The following is a 14,440-nucleotide window of genomic DNA, read 5'->3' on the forward strand; positions in this document are numbered from 1 at the left end:
TGAGGTGCGGCTGTGCCGCCCGCCGCCTACTTCTCGATGCAGAACTCGGCGACCGGCCACCCCACGTGCCGCTTGTCGGTGGCGATGTAGCCGAGGAGCTGGTCCCCGGCCTTGAGCTCGGTGACGTTGAGTACCGCGGCACCTGGGCCGAGGACGCGGACGTGCCAGTCGTCCTGGACGGTCAGGCTGACCTCGACGCCTTCCGGCGAGAGCGCGTGGATGGTGAGCAGCGGACGCGACTCCAGCTTCACCCGCCCGACCACGATCCGGCGGGTCCTGCCGTCCGCGGTGACGCCGAGAATCGTGCTGCCGGCCTTCAGCTCGCTCAGGTAGTTGGTGCGGTTGTCCTCGCCGAGGACGTACGAGTGCAGGGCACCGGCGTTGACCCGGAAGGGGCGCGTCGGCATGTATGGCAGCGGGTGGGTCTCGCTCACGCCGAGAATGAAGCCCGAGGCGTACGAGCCGATGAGGATGCCCTCGTCCTTGCCGAAGTGGGTGCAGGTGTCGACGCACACCCGGTCGCCGAGACCGTTGTGCTCGATGGACTGGACGGTGAGGGTGGTCAGGTCCAGGTCCGGGGTCTTGGCGCCGAGCAGCTCGACCAGGCCGAACACCTCGTTGGAGTCCTTCGCCCCGTACAGCAGGCCGTCGGAGCCCTTCTCCAGCACGTCGACGATGATCCCGGCCTCTTCGAGATCGCCGGCCTCGCAGATCAGGCGGCCCGGAGACTTGTCGGCCGCGGCGATGACGATCTCCAGCGGGATCTTGGTGGGGTCGCGGAACTTGACGAGCGTGTTCGGGAGCGCGATGGCCGCGGCGCAGGCCAGCCGCAAGGTCGGGTCGTCGACGACGTCGACGTAGGCGCCGACGGACGTGCCGCCGTCCACGGTCAGCTTGAGCTTGTCCAGCTCCTCGACCTTGGAGATGGGGGTCAGGATGATGTCGGCGATGTCCGCGGCCTCGGGCGGAAGCGGCGCGTCGGCGGCCGGCAGGAGGACCTTGAGGACGGTCGGTGGCAGAGCGGCGAGCACCTCCAGTTTATCGTCGAGGACACCTTCGAGACGCGCGTGGACGGCGGCGTCGACGACGGCCTCCTGGTGCTCAGCATTCACCGAACGCAGATCGATCCAGGCAAACTTCACGGACTTTCCCTTCCAGGAATGCAGAGATGCAGAGATGCAGGAATGCAGGCACGCGGCAGCGCAGAAACGCTGGTGATCAGAAGAGGGAGGCGAGGGCCTTGAGGCGGCCCTCGATGACGGCGAGCAGCTGGGGCGCCTCGGCCTCGCCCTCCCCGGCGCCGAACAGCCGAGTGAAGACGAACTCGCTCTCGTTGCCGGACACGGCGATGAGCCGGGTGAAGGCGCGATGATCACCGTGCTCGGACACCACGCGGAAGTCGACGACTCCCGTCCCGCGGTCGGCCGAGGAGCGCACCTCGACCGGGCCGAACGGGGTGTCCACGGTCCAGTGGTCGCCGTCCTTGCGCGACGCGCGCGCGAAGTCGGTGCACCAGTCGGGCAGCCGCTCCGGATCGGAGACGACCGCGAACACGTCGGCGAACGGCGCCGAGACACTGATGCTTCCTGTCACGCTTCCCATGCAGACTCCCTTGCTGGGTACTTGTGCGTAGTGGTGGAGAACGGTGGCCGGTGAAACCACCGGTCGGTGGTGCCGGTCCGCGCACGGTGGCCGACTGACGCCCGGTGGCCGGCCGGCGCGCGATGGCGCCGGGTCAGGCGAAGTCCTCGGGGCCGCACCAACGCGTCACCAATGCCCCGTAGTTGAGGCCGGCGCCGAAGGCGGCCAGCACGACCCGGTCGTCGGGCCCGATCCTTCCCGCGTCGACGGCGTCGCGCAGGACCAGCGGGACCGAGGCCCCGGAGGTGTTTCCGATGTGCTGGATGTTGGTCAGCGTCTTGTCCCGAGGCTGGCCGAGCGTGTCCAGGATCGTGTGCACCATGTGCCGGTTGGCCTGGTGCAATGCGAAGAAGTCGATGTCGTCGAGGCCGAGGCCCGCGTCGGCCACCGTCTTCTCGATGAGTCCCGGGACGCTGCCGAGCACGAAGTCGCGGATCCCGCGGCCCACCATGACGGTGAAGTTGTCCCCGAAGCCGGACTGCCGCCGCTCGCCGTTCTCGGCGAACCGGGGCTCACGCGTCACATAGCCGGTGGACTGGCCGGACGGCTCGCTGCCCAGGCGCGCCGAGCCCAGTCCGTCGGCACCCGAGACCACTGGCTCCAGCAGATAGCAGGCGGCCGCGTCACCGAAGATGACGGCGACGGTGCGGTCCTGCGGGTCGAAGATCTTCGTACTGACGTCGGCGAGGACCACGGCCACCCTGCGGTAGGCGCCCGAGGCGATGAAGTTGGCGCCGACCTCCAGCGCGTACACCGAGCCGGGGCAGCCGCCGCTGTTCACGTCGAAGCCGGGGGTCCCGCTGATACCCGCCTTGCCCATGATGGTGACGGCGGTGCTCGGCAGCATGCGGTCGGGGGTGTACGTCCCGCAGATCACCAGGTCCACGGAGGCAGGGGAGACGCCGGCTCGCTCGCACGCGTCCAGCAGCGCGCGGGCTCCCAGGTCCGAGGTCCAGTCGTCGGGGTCCGAGTAACGCCGGGTCTCCACACCGATGTTGGCGCGAATCCACGCGTCGGTGGTGTCGAGGGTCTGCTCCAGTTCCTGGTTCGTCACCACGCGCTCGGGGACGCTGATGCCGATCTCCCTGATTCCGGCGGTGATGCCGGCTCTGGGTCCGGCGGCGGCATGTGCCATGTCCTGCACCTTTCCGGCCACCTGGGCGGCCTGGAGTCGTTGCTCGGTCAACCTGGTTCGCTCAGCCCTGCGCGTCGGCGTACGAGGCGAGCCGGGTGTAGTGGCCGCGGTGGAACACCAGCGGCTCCCGGTCCGCGTCTCCCAGGTGCAGTGCTTCGACCCGGCCGAGGACGATCAGGTGGTCCCCGCCCGCGCTGAACGTCTCCAACACGCACTCCATCGACGCCAGGGATCCCTGGACTAGCACCGAGCCGCGCGGCCCCACGAGATCGCCGAGCTGTCGCTGTGCCTGTATGCCGACCGGGCGGTCGCGGGAGGCGAAGAGCGCCGACACCTGACGCTGATCCGCGGCGAGGAAACTCAGGGTGAACTCCCGCCGCTGGGCGATCCGCCGGGACACCCGCCCTTCGGGCCGCAGGCAGACCGACATCAGCAGTGGGGCGAGCGACACGGACGTCACCGAGTTGACGGTCAGAGCCTCGGTGCTCCCGCCCGCCCCGGACGCCACCACCGCGACGCCCGTGGGGAAGCGGCCCATGGCCTGCCTGAATTCCCTGCTGTCGACGGCAGGCCGCGCCACCGCCCCCTTGTCGAGCATCGAATCCCTCCTTCGGAGCTTGACCGTGTCCACCTGCTGTGGCCTGCCCTGAACACTGCGGTGCGGGCGGCGGAGCCGGAACGCTCATCGGGAGAGCACCTTTGGGCTCGACCAAAGAGCAGGAGACAGGTGTCGGTATGGGTCGGCAGGATTTCCTCCGAAGGCCTGTCGACCGGCGGCCTGTCACTTCGCCGCGCACGGCCCCGGCTTGGGGTACGAGAGCGCCGTGGCGGCACCCGATGGGCAGCTGAGTACGAAACGGTTTCGTTTTCGGTGAGGCTCCTGTACCGTCCCTTCGGTACGAAACGGTTTCGTACCGAAGGAAGGTTCGTCATGGAGACGACAGCGCGCCGCACCCGGCGCCGCACGCCCGAGCGGGAGGCGGAGTTCTGCGGGACCGTGCTGGAACTGCTCCGCGAAGTCGGCTACGACACCCTGACGATGGACACCGTCGCCGCCCGCACTCGGTCCAGCAAGGCAACCCTCTACCGCCAGTACGGCAACAAGGCTCAGCTCGTGTGCCGGGCCCTGCGGCACGCGAAGCCGGGAGACCTCGAAGAGATCAACACCGGGACCTTGCGCGGCGACCTTCATGAGCTGGTGTCGCGCGGGGACGACTGCGGCATGGAGCGTGACTCCGCACTGATGCAGGGGCTCGCCATGGCGGTTCGCGCCAATCCCGATCTGCGGCGCGCCTTCAAGGACCTGCTGATCGAACCGGAACTGTGTGCCGTCGAAACGATGCTGCGGCGCGCCGTCGACCGGGGTGAGGTGCGTGCGGACCATCCAGCGCTGGCTTATGTGCCGCACATGCTGGTCGGCGCCTTCATGGCGCGGAGTCTGATCGAGGACCGGCCCCCCACCCCGGACTTCCTCGCCGCGTACATAGACGCCTCGGTCCTCCCCACGCTCGGATCATGACCCCTCTCCCTCAGAGCCTGCCCGCTCTCTGGGAGCCCGGGTCCCCCTTTCCCCGGAGCCTGCCTTCGCGCTCTCGGATCCCGGCTCCTGCGCACCTCCGTTTCACCCCCACCTGCCCGCAGATCCAACGACCCGACCGGGAGTACGACTCGTGGCCACGTTTCTCTACAAACTCGGCAAGTTCGCCTTACGACGGCGGCACTTCGTCGCACTGATCTGGGTGGCGCTCCTCGCGCTCGCCGGGTTCGGTGCCGCGTCCGCGCCCACCGCCGCCTCCAGCTCCTTCTCGGTCCCCGGGACCGAGGCGCAGAAGGCGTTCGACCTCCTCGACCGGCGCTTCCCTGGCTCCAGCGCCGACGGCGCCACCGCCCGGGTCGTCTTCAAGGCGCCGGACGGCGAGAAGGTCACCGACGCCGCCAACAAGGCCGCGGTCACCAGGACCATCGCCGGCCTCAAGTCCAGCTCGGACCAACTGGCCTCGACCACCGACCCGTTCACGGCCAAGGGGGTGAGCAAGGACGGCACGACCGCGTACTCCTCGGTCAAGTACAGGGTCACCTCGATGGAGTTGACCGACGCGACCCGCAACTCCCTGAAGGGCGTCCAGGCCGAGCCGGGACGCAAGGGACTCGTCGTGGAGATCGGCGGTGACGCCCTCCAGGCCCCGCCCGAGACCGGTCCGTCCGAGATCATCGGTGTCCTCGTCGCCGCGATCGTTCTCGTCATCACCTTCGGTTCGCTGCTCGCGGCCGGGCTGCCGCTGCTGACCGCGATCATCGGCGTCGGCATCGGCGTCTCGTCCATCACGGCGCTCGCCAGCGCGCTCGACCTGGGTACCACGACGTCGACCCTCGCGATGATGATCGGCCTCGCGGTCGGCATCGACTACGCGCTGTTCATCGTCTCCCGCTACCGCGCCGAACTGGCCGAAGGACACAGGCGCGAGGAAGCCGCCGGGCGGGCCGTGGGCACTGCCGGCTCCGCGGTCGTCTTCGCCGGACTCACGGTGGTCATCGCCCTGGTCGGTCTGTCCGTCGTCAACATCCCGATGCTGACCAAGATGGGTATCGCGGCCGCCGGGACGGTCGCCATCGCGGTCCTCATCGCGCTCACCCTCATCCCCGCACTGCTCGGCTACGCGGGCAAGCGCGTCCACGGCCGCAAGGCCCGCAAGGCCCTCGAAAACCATGTGGTGACCGCGGAGAAGCCCAACCGGGGCACGCGCTGGGCGCAGTTCGTCCTGCGCCGCCCGGTGTGGATGCTGCTCGCGGGTGTGGTGGGCCTCGGCGCGGCCGCGGTGCCGGTGGCCTCGCTGAAGATGGGCATGCCGGACGGTGGCTGGCAGCCGCCCCACACCACGCAGCGCAAGGCGTACGACACCCTCTCCGACGCCTTCGGCCCCGGCTTCAACGGTCCGCTCGTGACGGTCGTGGACGCCAGGAAGTCCCAGGACGCCAAGGGAGCCGTCGCCCGGGTCGAGAAGGAGATGCACGCGCTGCACGGCGTCGCGGTGGTGACCCAGGCCGCCTTCAACAAGTCGGGCGACACCGCGACCATCACCGTCATCCCGAAGTCCAAGCCGAGTTCGGCCGAGACCGAGGAGCTGGTTCACGCCATCCGCGACGAGAGCGCGGCCATCAAGGGGGACACCGGTGCCGAGGTCCTGGTCACCGGCGCCACGGCGATGAACATCGACGTCTCGCAGAAGCTGAACGACGCGCTGATCCCGTATCTGGCGCTGGTGGTGGGCCTCGCCTTCCTGCTCCTGATGGTGGTCTTCCGCTCGGTCCTCGTTCCGCTGAAGGCCGCGCTCGGCTTCCTGCTCTCGGTGGTCGCCGCTCTCGGCGCGGTCGTCGCCGTCTACCAGTGGGGCTGGCTCGGCTCGCTCTTCGGGGTGGAACAGACCGGACCGATCATGTCGATGATGCCGATCTTCATGGTGGGTGTGGTGTTCGGCCTCGCAATGGACTACGAGGTCTTCCTCGTGACCCGAATGCGGGAGGCGTACGTCCACGGCGAGCAGCCGGCGGACGCCATCGTCACTGGGTTCCGGCACGGGGCCAGGGTGGTCACGGCCGCGGCCGTCATCATGATCGCGGTGTTCTCCGGCTTCATCGGCTCCAGCGAGCAGATGGTGAAGATGATCGGCTTCGGTCTCGCCATCGCCGTCTTCTTCGACGCGTTCGTGGTCCGCATGACACTCGTCCCCGCGGTACTGGCCCTGCTCGGCAACCGGGCGTGGTGGCTCCCGAAGTGGCTCGACCGCATGCTGCCGAACGTGGACGTCGAGGGCGACCGTCTGCGTAAGCAGCTTGCCGCTCAACAGGATCCCTACTCCGGGAAGGACCGAGAGCCGGCCCGGGCCTGAGCGGCCTGCCGACAGCGCGTGGAGGCGCCGCACGCGTGGATGGGGGCGCTTCAACCGCTCGAGCCGTATGAGGACGCCGCGGCTGCTGCATACCTGGGCGAGTCCGCGGTCGGCGAGGGCAGCTACCACGACGTGCTGCCCAGGGGGTCGCGGGCCGCTCGTCCTCGGCTGCGTGTGCGCCGCGGTTCGGCGGTGGCGTGGCGTGGCAAGGAGTACCGCGGACACGTTGGGCGGGTCCATGCGCCACAGCTCGGCCTCCTCCACGGCCTGCCGGGCGAGCCTCGGACGCAGCAGGCCCCTCAGGGCCAGCTCCTGCCCGCCCGTCTCCCGCCACCACCGTTCTGCGGAAGCCTTTTGGGCTCTTCTTTCTCCGCCGCACCAGTGCCCGAGCCGCACCGCCGCCAGGAAGGCGGGCACCTCGCGCACCACGCGGGCCGGCTCCGCCTCGCCGGACAGCCGGACGTCGGCGGCGCCGAAGAGGTCGGACAGCGACTCCTCTTCGCCCACTCCGCCGACGTCGGCGAGCAGGGCGGCGTCGTCGGGCCCGGGGCGATGCCACAGCGGTGGTTGGGAGAGGGAGCAGACCGCCGCACTCGCAGCGGCACATTCCCGGCGGGACCTGGCGCTCGCCCCTCTCGCCGCGCCTCTTCCGCCGTGTGCCTGTCGCCCGCCGCGGCCGCATCTGGTCGCGTGGACCGAGGTTCACAGCACCTCGCGATGGACGAGGGCTGAGAGGACGAGGGCGCCCGGGAGCAGGGGGATCCAGACGGTCAGGACGCGGTAGCCGATGACGGTTGCCGTGGCCAGGGACACGGGGGCGCCGTACGCGGCCATGGTGAGGACCATGGCCGCGTCGACCGGGCCGATGCCGCCCGGGGCGGGCACCGCGCCGACGGCGGTACTGGCGAGCAGCAGCGCGAGGACCACCTGGGCCCAGGACAGCGGCAGTCCGAGCGAGAACCCGACCGAGGCGATCACGCTCCCCTGGAGCACCGGGGTGACGGCCGACCCGCCCCACAGGGCGAGGACGCGGCTGGGCCGGGTGTGCAGGGTCCGCGCCTCGGTCAGGGCGGTGCGTACGAAGCCGAGCGCCGGGCGGCGCAGTGGGCGAACGACCGTCAGGAGCAGGGCGGCGGTGCCGAGACCGAGCACCGCGGCCCCGGCGGCCATGAGCAACGTCCAGGTGTCCGGGGTGAGGTCGCCGAGCCGTAGCGCGTCCGGGAAGGCCACGAGGAAGACGACGAGCACCACCGTCTTCGCCAGCGGCTTGACCAGCGAGTACAGGGCGAGCGAGGCGGTGGCCCTGGCCAGGGGTATGCCACGGCGCTGCAGGAAGCGCAGGGTGATGGCGTGGGCGCCGATGCTCGCGGGAAGGATGTGGTTGGCGGCGCCCGCGGCGAACTGCGAGGCGAGCAGCGGCCCGGGCGGCAGCCGTTCGGGCAGGGCGCCTTGCCGGACGCACGCGGCGGCCACCCAGCCCAGGCAGGTGAAGAAGACCCCGGCCAGCAGCCACCGGGGATCGGCGGCGGCCAGCCGGGCGGCGCCCTCGCTCACCGCCCGCCAGTCGACCGCCGCCCACGTCCCGATCGCCAGGAGCGGCAGCAGGGTCAGCGTCAGACGGGTGAGACGGGTCAGGCGGGCGGCGGCGGGTGACCGGACGGGGGCGGGGCGTGCTACGGGGAGATCGTCGAGCGGGAGCGGGGACACGGCGCACTTCGTCCTTCCACGTCACGCCCGCGGTACCGGCGGACGGACACAAGAAGAGGCTTGAGCGGAGGGGGACAGTGGGAACGTTCCCGCTCGGTGTGACGGCGCGGTGTCCGGGAGGGGAAGGGGCACCAGCGGCTTGGCGACACGGTCGGGCTCGTCGTCCTGTGGGGCAGGGCAGTTGGCGCTCCCGTCGTCGAAAGGTAGAAAGGGGGGGCGCACTCGGAACGCACCTGCCGAGTGAGACGGACGAGATGGACGAGACGGACGAGACAACGGAGGCCCCTCATGACGACCCTGCCCGATCGGCCGCACACCGCGCTGCTCGTCATCGACGTCCAGAACGGGGTGGTGGCGGGCGCGCACCGGCGCGACGAGGTGGTCGCGAACATCGACGCCCTGGTCGGCAAGGCGCGCGCGGAGGACGTGCCGGTCGTGTGGGTGCAGCACTCGGACGACCAGCTCAAGCGCGACAGCGAGAGCTGGCAGTACGTGCCGGAACTGGTCCGCCGCGATGCCGAGCCCCTCGTCCACAAGAACTACGGCGACTCGTTCGAGGACACCGACCTCGAGGCGCTGCTCGCCGAGCGCGGGGTGGGCCGGCTGGTCGTCACGGGCGCGCAGACCGACATGTGCATCCGTTCCACCCTGCACGGGGCCTTCGTACGCGGGTACGACGTGACGTTGGTCGATGACGCACACACGACGGAGGACCTCAGCGCGTACGGCGCGCCGCCGCCGGAGCAGGTGATCGCGCACACCAACCTCTACTGGACGTGGCAGAGCGCACCCGGGCGGCGCGGGGGCACCGTCGGCACGGCGGACGTGTCCTTCGCGGCGGTCGTCGAGGACTGAGCCGTTCTGATCTGATCGGATGCCGTCGGCGGCCGTCGGCGGCCGTCGGCGGTCGCCGCGCGTCAGCCGTTCGCCCGCGCGGCTTGTTCGACGGCGTGGCCGAGGGAGAACAGGCCTTCCGGACGGTCCGGGTGGCCCACGAGTTGGAGGCCCAGGGGCATGCCCTGGGCGTCCCGGTGGCCCGGTACGGTCACGGCCGGGAGGCCCAGGAGCTGCCAGGGGCGGCTCAGGACGGGCGACCCGGTGACCGTCAGGCCCTTCGGGGCAGCACCCGGGGCGGCCGGGCCGAGCACGGCGTCCACGTCGCCGAGCAGTGCCAGCACCGCGGAGCGCTCCCGCCGCGCGACGGACCACGCGTGCTCGTAGTCCCCGGTGCTGAGGGAACGGCCGTGCGCCAGGAGTTCGTTCAGCGGTGCGCTCAGCCGGTCCGGGTGGGTGCTCTCCTCGGCCAGCGTCCGCGCGGCCTCGTACGCCATCACCGTGACGTGTGCCTCGACGAGGCGGGGAGTGAGGGCGGGCCAGTCGACGTCCACGAGTACGGCGCCGTTCGCCACGGCGTCCTCGACGCTCCGGAGCAGAGCTGCCCGCATGTCCTTTGAGATCTCGGCCAGTTCGGAGCCCGACCACACCGCCAGTCTCGGTCGCGTCGGCGGTTGCGGAGGGCCGGGGAGCCTGCCCGCGCCGGTCAATGCCCCATAGGCGAGCCGGAGATCGGCCACCGTCGGAGTCAACAGCCCGACCGCGTCGAGGCCGGGGGCCAGGCCCACGAACCCCGTCGTGTCGAGGGAACCCCCGGCCGGCACCACGAAACCCGCGACCCCGCAGTACGACGCCGGCCGGGTGAGCGAGCCCGCGGTCTGGCTGCCGAGAGCCAAGGGGACCACCCCGGTGGCGACGGCGGCCGCGGAGCCGCTGGAGGAACCACCGGGCGTGTGGGCGAGGTTGCGCGGGTTTCTCGTGGGGCCGGGGGCGAAGTACGCGAACTCGGTGGTGACCGTCTTGCCGAGGGGAATCGCGCCGAGCCGCCGCAGGCGCGCGACCAGCGGGGCGTCGGTCTCGGCGATCCTGCCCCGGCGCAGCGGCGATCCGCACTCGGTGGGCAGACCGGCGACGTCGATGATGTCCTTGACCCCGACGGGGACACCGCGCAGCGGGCCGCCCGACGGCACGGCATCCAGCTCCCGGGCGGCGCCCAGCGCTCCGTCCCGGTCCACCCGCACCCACGCCCGTACGTCGCACTCCGTACGGTCGAGGCGCTCCAGCGCGCCGGCGATCACCTCGACCGCGCTCAGCTCGCCCCGGGCCACGCCCGCCGTCAGGGCCGACAGGGTCCTCATCCGGCGGTCCTCATCTAGCGCGGCGCGAGTGCGGCGAAGGCCTCGTCGATCAGATCGTCGAGGTCGAGGGTGCCGTCGGAGTCGGTCCAGTGGTTGACGGCGATGTTCAGACAGTCGACCGCAGCGGCGGCCCGCACCAGCGGGCCCAGGGTTGAGGGCCGCGAGGGGGCCGCGCGCTCGGCGAGGGCCTCGGCGATGACCGGGCGCCAGCCGTTCTGCTTCTCCATGCTGCGCGCGCACAGCGCGGGGGACTTCATGATCAGACGGGACAGCGCGAGCGCGCCGGCCGGGTCCCGCCGGTGGTGCTCGACGACCGTGCCCAGGGCGTGTCGCAGCGCCGTCCAGTCGTCCTCGCCGGCCGGCCGGGCGCGCAGCGCGTCGGCGATCCGTCCGCCCTGGGCGTCCACCGTGTCGAGGACGGCGTCCTCCTTGGTGCCGAAGTAGCGCAGGAAGGTGCTGCGGGACACCCCGGCCGCCGCGGCCAGGTCGTTGACGGTGACGTTCTCGAAGCCCTCGCGACGGAACAGCTCGAAGGCCACCTGGGCCAACTCGGCCCGGATGGCGGCCCGTGCGATGTCCCTCGTGCTCGTACGCGCTGCTCCGGTCACCTCGGGATCGTACCGCTCACCCGCTCCCCGCTCGCCATAGTGAATCACGGACGCTAGTGTGACACCGAGTCTCATGATTGACATATAGATTCACTCTTGATCGATCTGCTTCACCTCACCTCAGCGGGAGAACCCACCGTGACGAAGACCCTTGGACTCATCGGCAGCGGCATGATCGGCGGCGGGCTGGCCCGCCTCGCCGTGGCGGCCGGACTGGACGTCGTACTCAGCAACTCGCGCGGACCGCAGGCACTCGCCGGCCTCGTCGCCGAACTCGGCGGGCACGCGCGCGCGGCCACCCCCGAGGAGGCCGCCCGCGCCGGTGACCTGGTGGTGGCGACCGTGCCGCTGAAGGCCTACGAAAGGCTGCCCGCGGCGGCTCTCACGGGCAAGGTCGTGATCGACACCATGAACTACTACCCGGACCGTGACGGCCGCATCGCCGAGCTGGACGCCGGCGGGCCGACCTCCAGCGCCCTGGTCCAGCGCCACCTTGCCGACTCCCGGGTGGTCAAGGCGTTCAACAGCATCGACTTCCGGCGCCTGTCCCTCTCCGCCCGGCCCTCCGGCGCCCCCGACCGCAGCGCCCTGCCCCTCGCCGGTGACGACGCGGCCGCCAAGGCGCGGGTGGCCGAGTTGCTGGACGTCCTCGGGTACGACGCGGTGGACATCGGCACGCTCGCCGACAGCTGGCGCAGCGAGCCGGGCACCCCGGTCTACGTGCAGCCCTACCTCGCGGCGCAGCCCGAGGGGCTGAGCCAGGACGAGGCACAGCGCTGGTTCTTCGAGACCCCGGGCGTTCCGGTGCCCGCCGACCGGGTCAAGGAGCTGACCGACGCGGCCGTACGGCGCCCGGCGGGCGAAGCCCGGGCCACCCTAGCCCGGGACTGAGCGACGGAGAAGAACGGAACAGAGCGGAAAAGAGGGGCGGGCGACCGGTGGGGGATGTCCGGTGGCCCGCCCCTGCCGGGGGTGGATGGCTGGATCAGCCGACGTCGGAGGCGTCCAGGCGGTACAGGCCGCCGGTGCTCGGCGTGGAAGACGTAGAGGATGCGGAGGACGTGGAAGAAGAGGCCGTCGAGGACGAACCGGAGCTGTACGCCGAGGACTTGACGGCCGTGCCGTGTGCCTTGACCCAGGTGGCGATCTCGGAGCTCGTGCCCTGTCCGCCGTCGCTGCTGACGATGATGTAGTGCAGCTTGCCGGACTTCACCAGGCTCTTGAGCTTGGCGAGGGTCATGGCGTTGTCGCTGCCGGACCAGCCGCCCATGGAGATGACGGGCTGCCCGGACTCCAGGATGATCGAGGACGCGGTCTGGTCGGTGGCCACGGCCAGCAGCCAGGTGGCCCCGTCCTGATGCTTCTTCAGGTACGTGATCATCGCGGACGACACCTGCGTGCCGCCTCCGCCCATCTGACCACCGCCTGTCCGGTCACTGCCCGTCTCGCTGCCGCCCGTCCCGCTGTCTCCCGTCCCGCCGCCGCTCGGCCGGGTGCCGGAGCCCGAAGGCGCGGAGCCGCCGCCCGACGGGGGCTCACCCATGGACCGGCCGCCGGTACCACTCGTACGACTCGAACCGCTCGCGCCGCCCGGACCCCCTCCCATGCCGCCCATGCCGCCACCGGTGCTGGGGCCCGCCGTCGGGTTGGTGCCGTTCGTGGCGGAGGTGGCCGCCGAGACCGAGTACGCGGCGGGGCCGGCCAGCAGGGCGACGACCGCGGCCAGCGCGGCGAAGCCGATCAGCCGGTCGCGTCGCGTGAAGCGTCCGGCGAGCAGGCCGAGCACCGCGACCGTGCCCGCGACGCCGACGACGATCTCCGCGACGGTGTACAGCGTGCCGGAGCCCGAGACCCGCTGGAGCAGGACGATCGCCCAGGCCGCACTGGCCGCGACGGCGGCAGGCAGCACCCAGCCCCTCCCCCAAGCTCTCGACTCCGCTCGAGCGGGGGGCGCCCCCATCGCCGCCGAGCCCTCACGGAACGCCCGGTACAGGGTCACGCCGCCCGCACCGGCCAGGGCCGCGATGCCGGGGGCCATGGCGGTGACGTAGTACGGGTGGAAGGTGCCCTCCGCGAGGGCGAAGGTCAGGTAGTGCAGGACGAACCAGCCGCCCCAGAGCATGAGCGCCGCACGCTTGGCGTCGGTGCGCGGGGCCCGGCCGCGCAGGACCAGACCCGCGACCAGGGCGATGGCCGCGAAGGGGATGAGCCAGGAGATCTGGCCGCCCATGATCTCGTTGAACAGCCGGTGGACGCCCGCGCTGCCGCCGAAGCTCGCACCGTTGCCCGCCGAGCCGACCGAGGAACCGGCGCCGAAGATACGGCCGAAGCCGTTGTAGCCGATGACCAGGTCCCAGACCGTGTTGTCGGTCGAACCGCCGATGTAGGGGCGGGAGGAGGCGGGGATCAGGTCGACGACCACCATCCACCAGGCGCTGGAGACGACCAGGGCCACGGTGGCGACGGCGAGGTGGCGGATCCGGCGGCCCAGGGAACCGTGCGCGGCCCACAGGTGGACCAGGAAGAAGGCCGGCAGGACGACGTACGCCTGCATCATCTTGGTGTTGAACGCGAAGCCGATCGCGACCGCCGACCAGACGAGCGGCATCAGCCGGCCGGTGCGGACGGCCTTGAAGAGACCCGCCGCGCCGAGCAGCATCAGGAAGACCAGGATCGGGTCCGGGTTGGTGTCCCGGTTGATGGCGACGGTGATCGGGGTCAGCGCCAGTGCCAGCGCGGCGACGGTCGCCGCCACCGGGCCGAAGTCGCGCTTGACCATGCGGTGGAGCAGGGCCACGGAGCCGGTGCCCACCGTGACCATCGGCAGCGCCAACTGCCAGGTGCCGAAGCCGAAGGCGCGGGCGGACAGCCCCATCACCCACAGGGCGAACGGCGGTTTGTCGACCGTGATGAAGCTGCCGGAGTCCAGCGCGCCGAAGAAGAACGCCTTCCAGCTCTTGGTGCCGCTGTAGACGGCCGCGTTGTAGAAACTGTTGCCGCTGATGGAGGTGATGTTCCAGGCGTACAGGGCCGTCGCCGCGAGCAGGATCGCCCACAGGGCGGGGCGCGTCCAGCGGGGGTCCTCGGCGGGGCCGGTGAAGAGCCTTCGGCCCCGGGCGGCGAAGCCGCCGTCGGCGGGCGGTGCCGCCCGGTGCCCGCTGCTCGGTGAGGACGTGGGTGGTGGGGCGAGAGTCGTCATGACGCGGGCTCCAAGCGGGGAGAGGGAGTGCGAAGCGGGCGGAAGACCCGGAGCCGCATCAGGGCGAAGCG

At 71.2% G+C, this 14,440-nt stretch carries 12 protein-coding genes; 4 read left to right on the forward strand and 8 right to left on the reverse strand.

Annotated elements, in window-relative coordinates; genetic code table 11:
• Positions 1-26 precede the first annotated feature (26 nt).
• The 4 genes from ACZ7M3_RS25975 to ACZ7M3_RS25990 form a co-directional block, all read right to left on the reverse strand.
• Positions 27-1,142: a 3-dehydroquinate synthase II family protein gene (locus ACZ7M3_RS25975; protein WP_472065971.1), complete on the reverse strand. Its 1,116-nt coding sequence runs from the start codon at positions 1,140-1,142 to the stop codon at positions 27-29.
• 76 nt (positions 1,143-1,218) lie between these two features.
• The gene (locus ACZ7M3_RS25980; RefSeq protein WP_472065973.1) at positions 1,219-1,602 is read right to left on the reverse strand and encodes an SRPBCC family protein; all 384 of its coding nucleotides are present in this window, start codon (positions 1,600-1,602) and stop codon (positions 1,219-1,221) included.
• A 133-nt stretch (positions 1,603-1,735) separates the two neighbouring features.
• Complete coding sequence (locus tag ACZ7M3_RS25985) at positions 1,736-2,827, reverse strand: 3-oxoacyl-ACP synthase III family protein (protein ID WP_472065975.1); 1,092 nt, start codon at positions 2,825-2,827, stop codon at positions 1,736-1,738.
• A gap of 10 nt (positions 2,828-2,837) precedes the next feature.
• A complete protein-coding gene (locus ACZ7M3_RS25990) occupies positions 2,838-3,374 on the reverse strand; it encodes a flavin reductase family protein (RefSeq protein WP_472065977.1) in 537 nt (178 codons plus the stop codon).
• Positions 3,375-3,707: 333 nt separating this feature from the next.
• On the opposite strand from ACZ7M3_RS25990, the gene ACZ7M3_RS25995 reads away from it, so the two are divergent.
• The gene (locus ACZ7M3_RS25995) at positions 3,708-4,295 is read left to right on the forward strand and encodes a TetR/AcrR family transcriptional regulator (RefSeq protein WP_472065979.1); all 588 of its coding nucleotides are present in this window, start codon (positions 3,708-3,710) and stop codon (positions 4,293-4,295) included.
• A 151-nt stretch (positions 4,296-4,446) separates the two neighbouring features.
• Positions 4,447-6,663, forward strand: coding sequence for an MMPL family transporter (locus tag ACZ7M3_RS26000; RefSeq protein ID WP_472065981.1), 2,217 nt, complete (start codon positions 4,447-4,449; stop codon positions 6,661-6,663).
• A gap of 702 nt (positions 6,664-7,365) precedes the next feature.
• Here the strand turns inward: ACZ7M3_RS26000 and ACZ7M3_RS26005 are convergent.
• On the reverse strand, positions 7,366-8,370 hold the full coding sequence (locus ACZ7M3_RS26005; RefSeq protein WP_472065983.1) for a lysylphosphatidylglycerol synthase transmembrane domain-containing protein: 1,005 nt from the start codon (positions 8,368-8,370) through the stop codon (positions 7,366-7,368).
• 288 nt (positions 8,371-8,658) lie between these two features.
• Here ACZ7M3_RS26005 and ACZ7M3_RS26010 point away from each other — a divergent pair, with 288 nt between their 5' ends.
• Positions 8,659-9,225: a cysteine hydrolase family protein gene (locus ACZ7M3_RS26010; RefSeq protein ID WP_472065984.1), complete on the forward strand. Its 567-nt coding sequence runs from the start codon at positions 8,659-8,661 to the stop codon at positions 9,223-9,225.
• 62 nt (positions 9,226-9,287) lie between these two features.
• On the opposite strand, the gene ACZ7M3_RS26015 is transcribed toward ACZ7M3_RS26010, so the two are convergent.
• Together ACZ7M3_RS26015 and ACZ7M3_RS26020 are read right to left on the reverse strand one after the other, a co-directional pair.
• Positions 9,288-10,562, reverse strand: coding sequence for an amidase (locus ACZ7M3_RS26015; protein WP_472065986.1), 1,275 nt, complete (start codon positions 10,560-10,562; stop codon positions 9,288-9,290).
• Between the two features lie 14 nt (positions 10,563-10,576).
• Positions 10,577-11,170 (reverse strand): TetR/AcrR family transcriptional regulator, encoded by a 594-nt coding sequence (locus tag ACZ7M3_RS26020; RefSeq protein ID WP_472065988.1) that lies wholly within the window; start codon positions 11,168-11,170, stop codon positions 10,577-10,579.
• Between the two features lie 138 nt (positions 11,171-11,308).
• Here ACZ7M3_RS26020 and ACZ7M3_RS26025 point away from each other — a divergent pair, with 138 nt between their 5' ends.
• The gene (locus ACZ7M3_RS26025; RefSeq protein ID WP_472065990.1) at positions 11,309-12,061 is read left to right on the forward strand and encodes an NADPH-dependent F420 reductase; all 753 of its coding nucleotides are present in this window, start codon (positions 11,309-11,311) and stop codon (positions 12,059-12,061) included.
• A gap of 94 nt (positions 12,062-12,155) precedes the next feature.
• Here ACZ7M3_RS26025 and ACZ7M3_RS26030 read toward each other — a convergent pair whose 3' ends face one another.
• A complete protein-coding gene (locus ACZ7M3_RS26030; RefSeq protein WP_472065992.1) occupies positions 12,156-14,369 on the reverse strand; it encodes an ArnT family glycosyltransferase in 2,214 nt (737 codons plus the stop codon).
• Between the last annotated feature and the right edge of the window lie 71 nt (positions 14,370-14,440).

Source organism: Streptomyces sp. NPDC111656 (genome assembly GCF_055656965.1).

Excerpts from the sequence above, each read along its gene's own strand:
- ACZ7M3_RS26015 (WP_472065986.1), bottom strand. The coding sequence starts at position 10,562 with ATGAGGACCCTGTCGGCCCTGACGGCGGGCGTGGCCCGGGGCGAGCTG.
- ACZ7M3_RS26010 (WP_472065984.1), top strand. The coding sequence starts at position 8,659 with ATGACGACCCTGCCCGATCGGCCGCACACCGCGCTGCTCGTCATCGAC.
- ACZ7M3_RS25980 (WP_472065973.1), bottom strand. The coding sequence starts at position 1,602 with ATGGGAAGCGTGACAGGAAGCATCAGTGTCTCGGCGCCGTTCGCCGAC.
- ACZ7M3_RS25990 (WP_472065977.1), bottom strand. The coding sequence starts at position 3,374 with ATGCTCGACAAGGGGGCGGTGGCGCGGCCTGCCGTCGACAGCAGGGAA.
- ACZ7M3_RS26030 (WP_472065992.1), bottom strand. The coding sequence starts at position 14,369 with ATGACGACTCTCGCCCCACCACCCACGTCCTCACCGAGCAGCGGGCAC.
- ACZ7M3_RS25995 (WP_472065979.1), top strand. The coding sequence starts at position 3,708 with ATGGAGACGACAGCGCGCCGCACCCGGCGCCGCACGCCCGAGCGGGAG.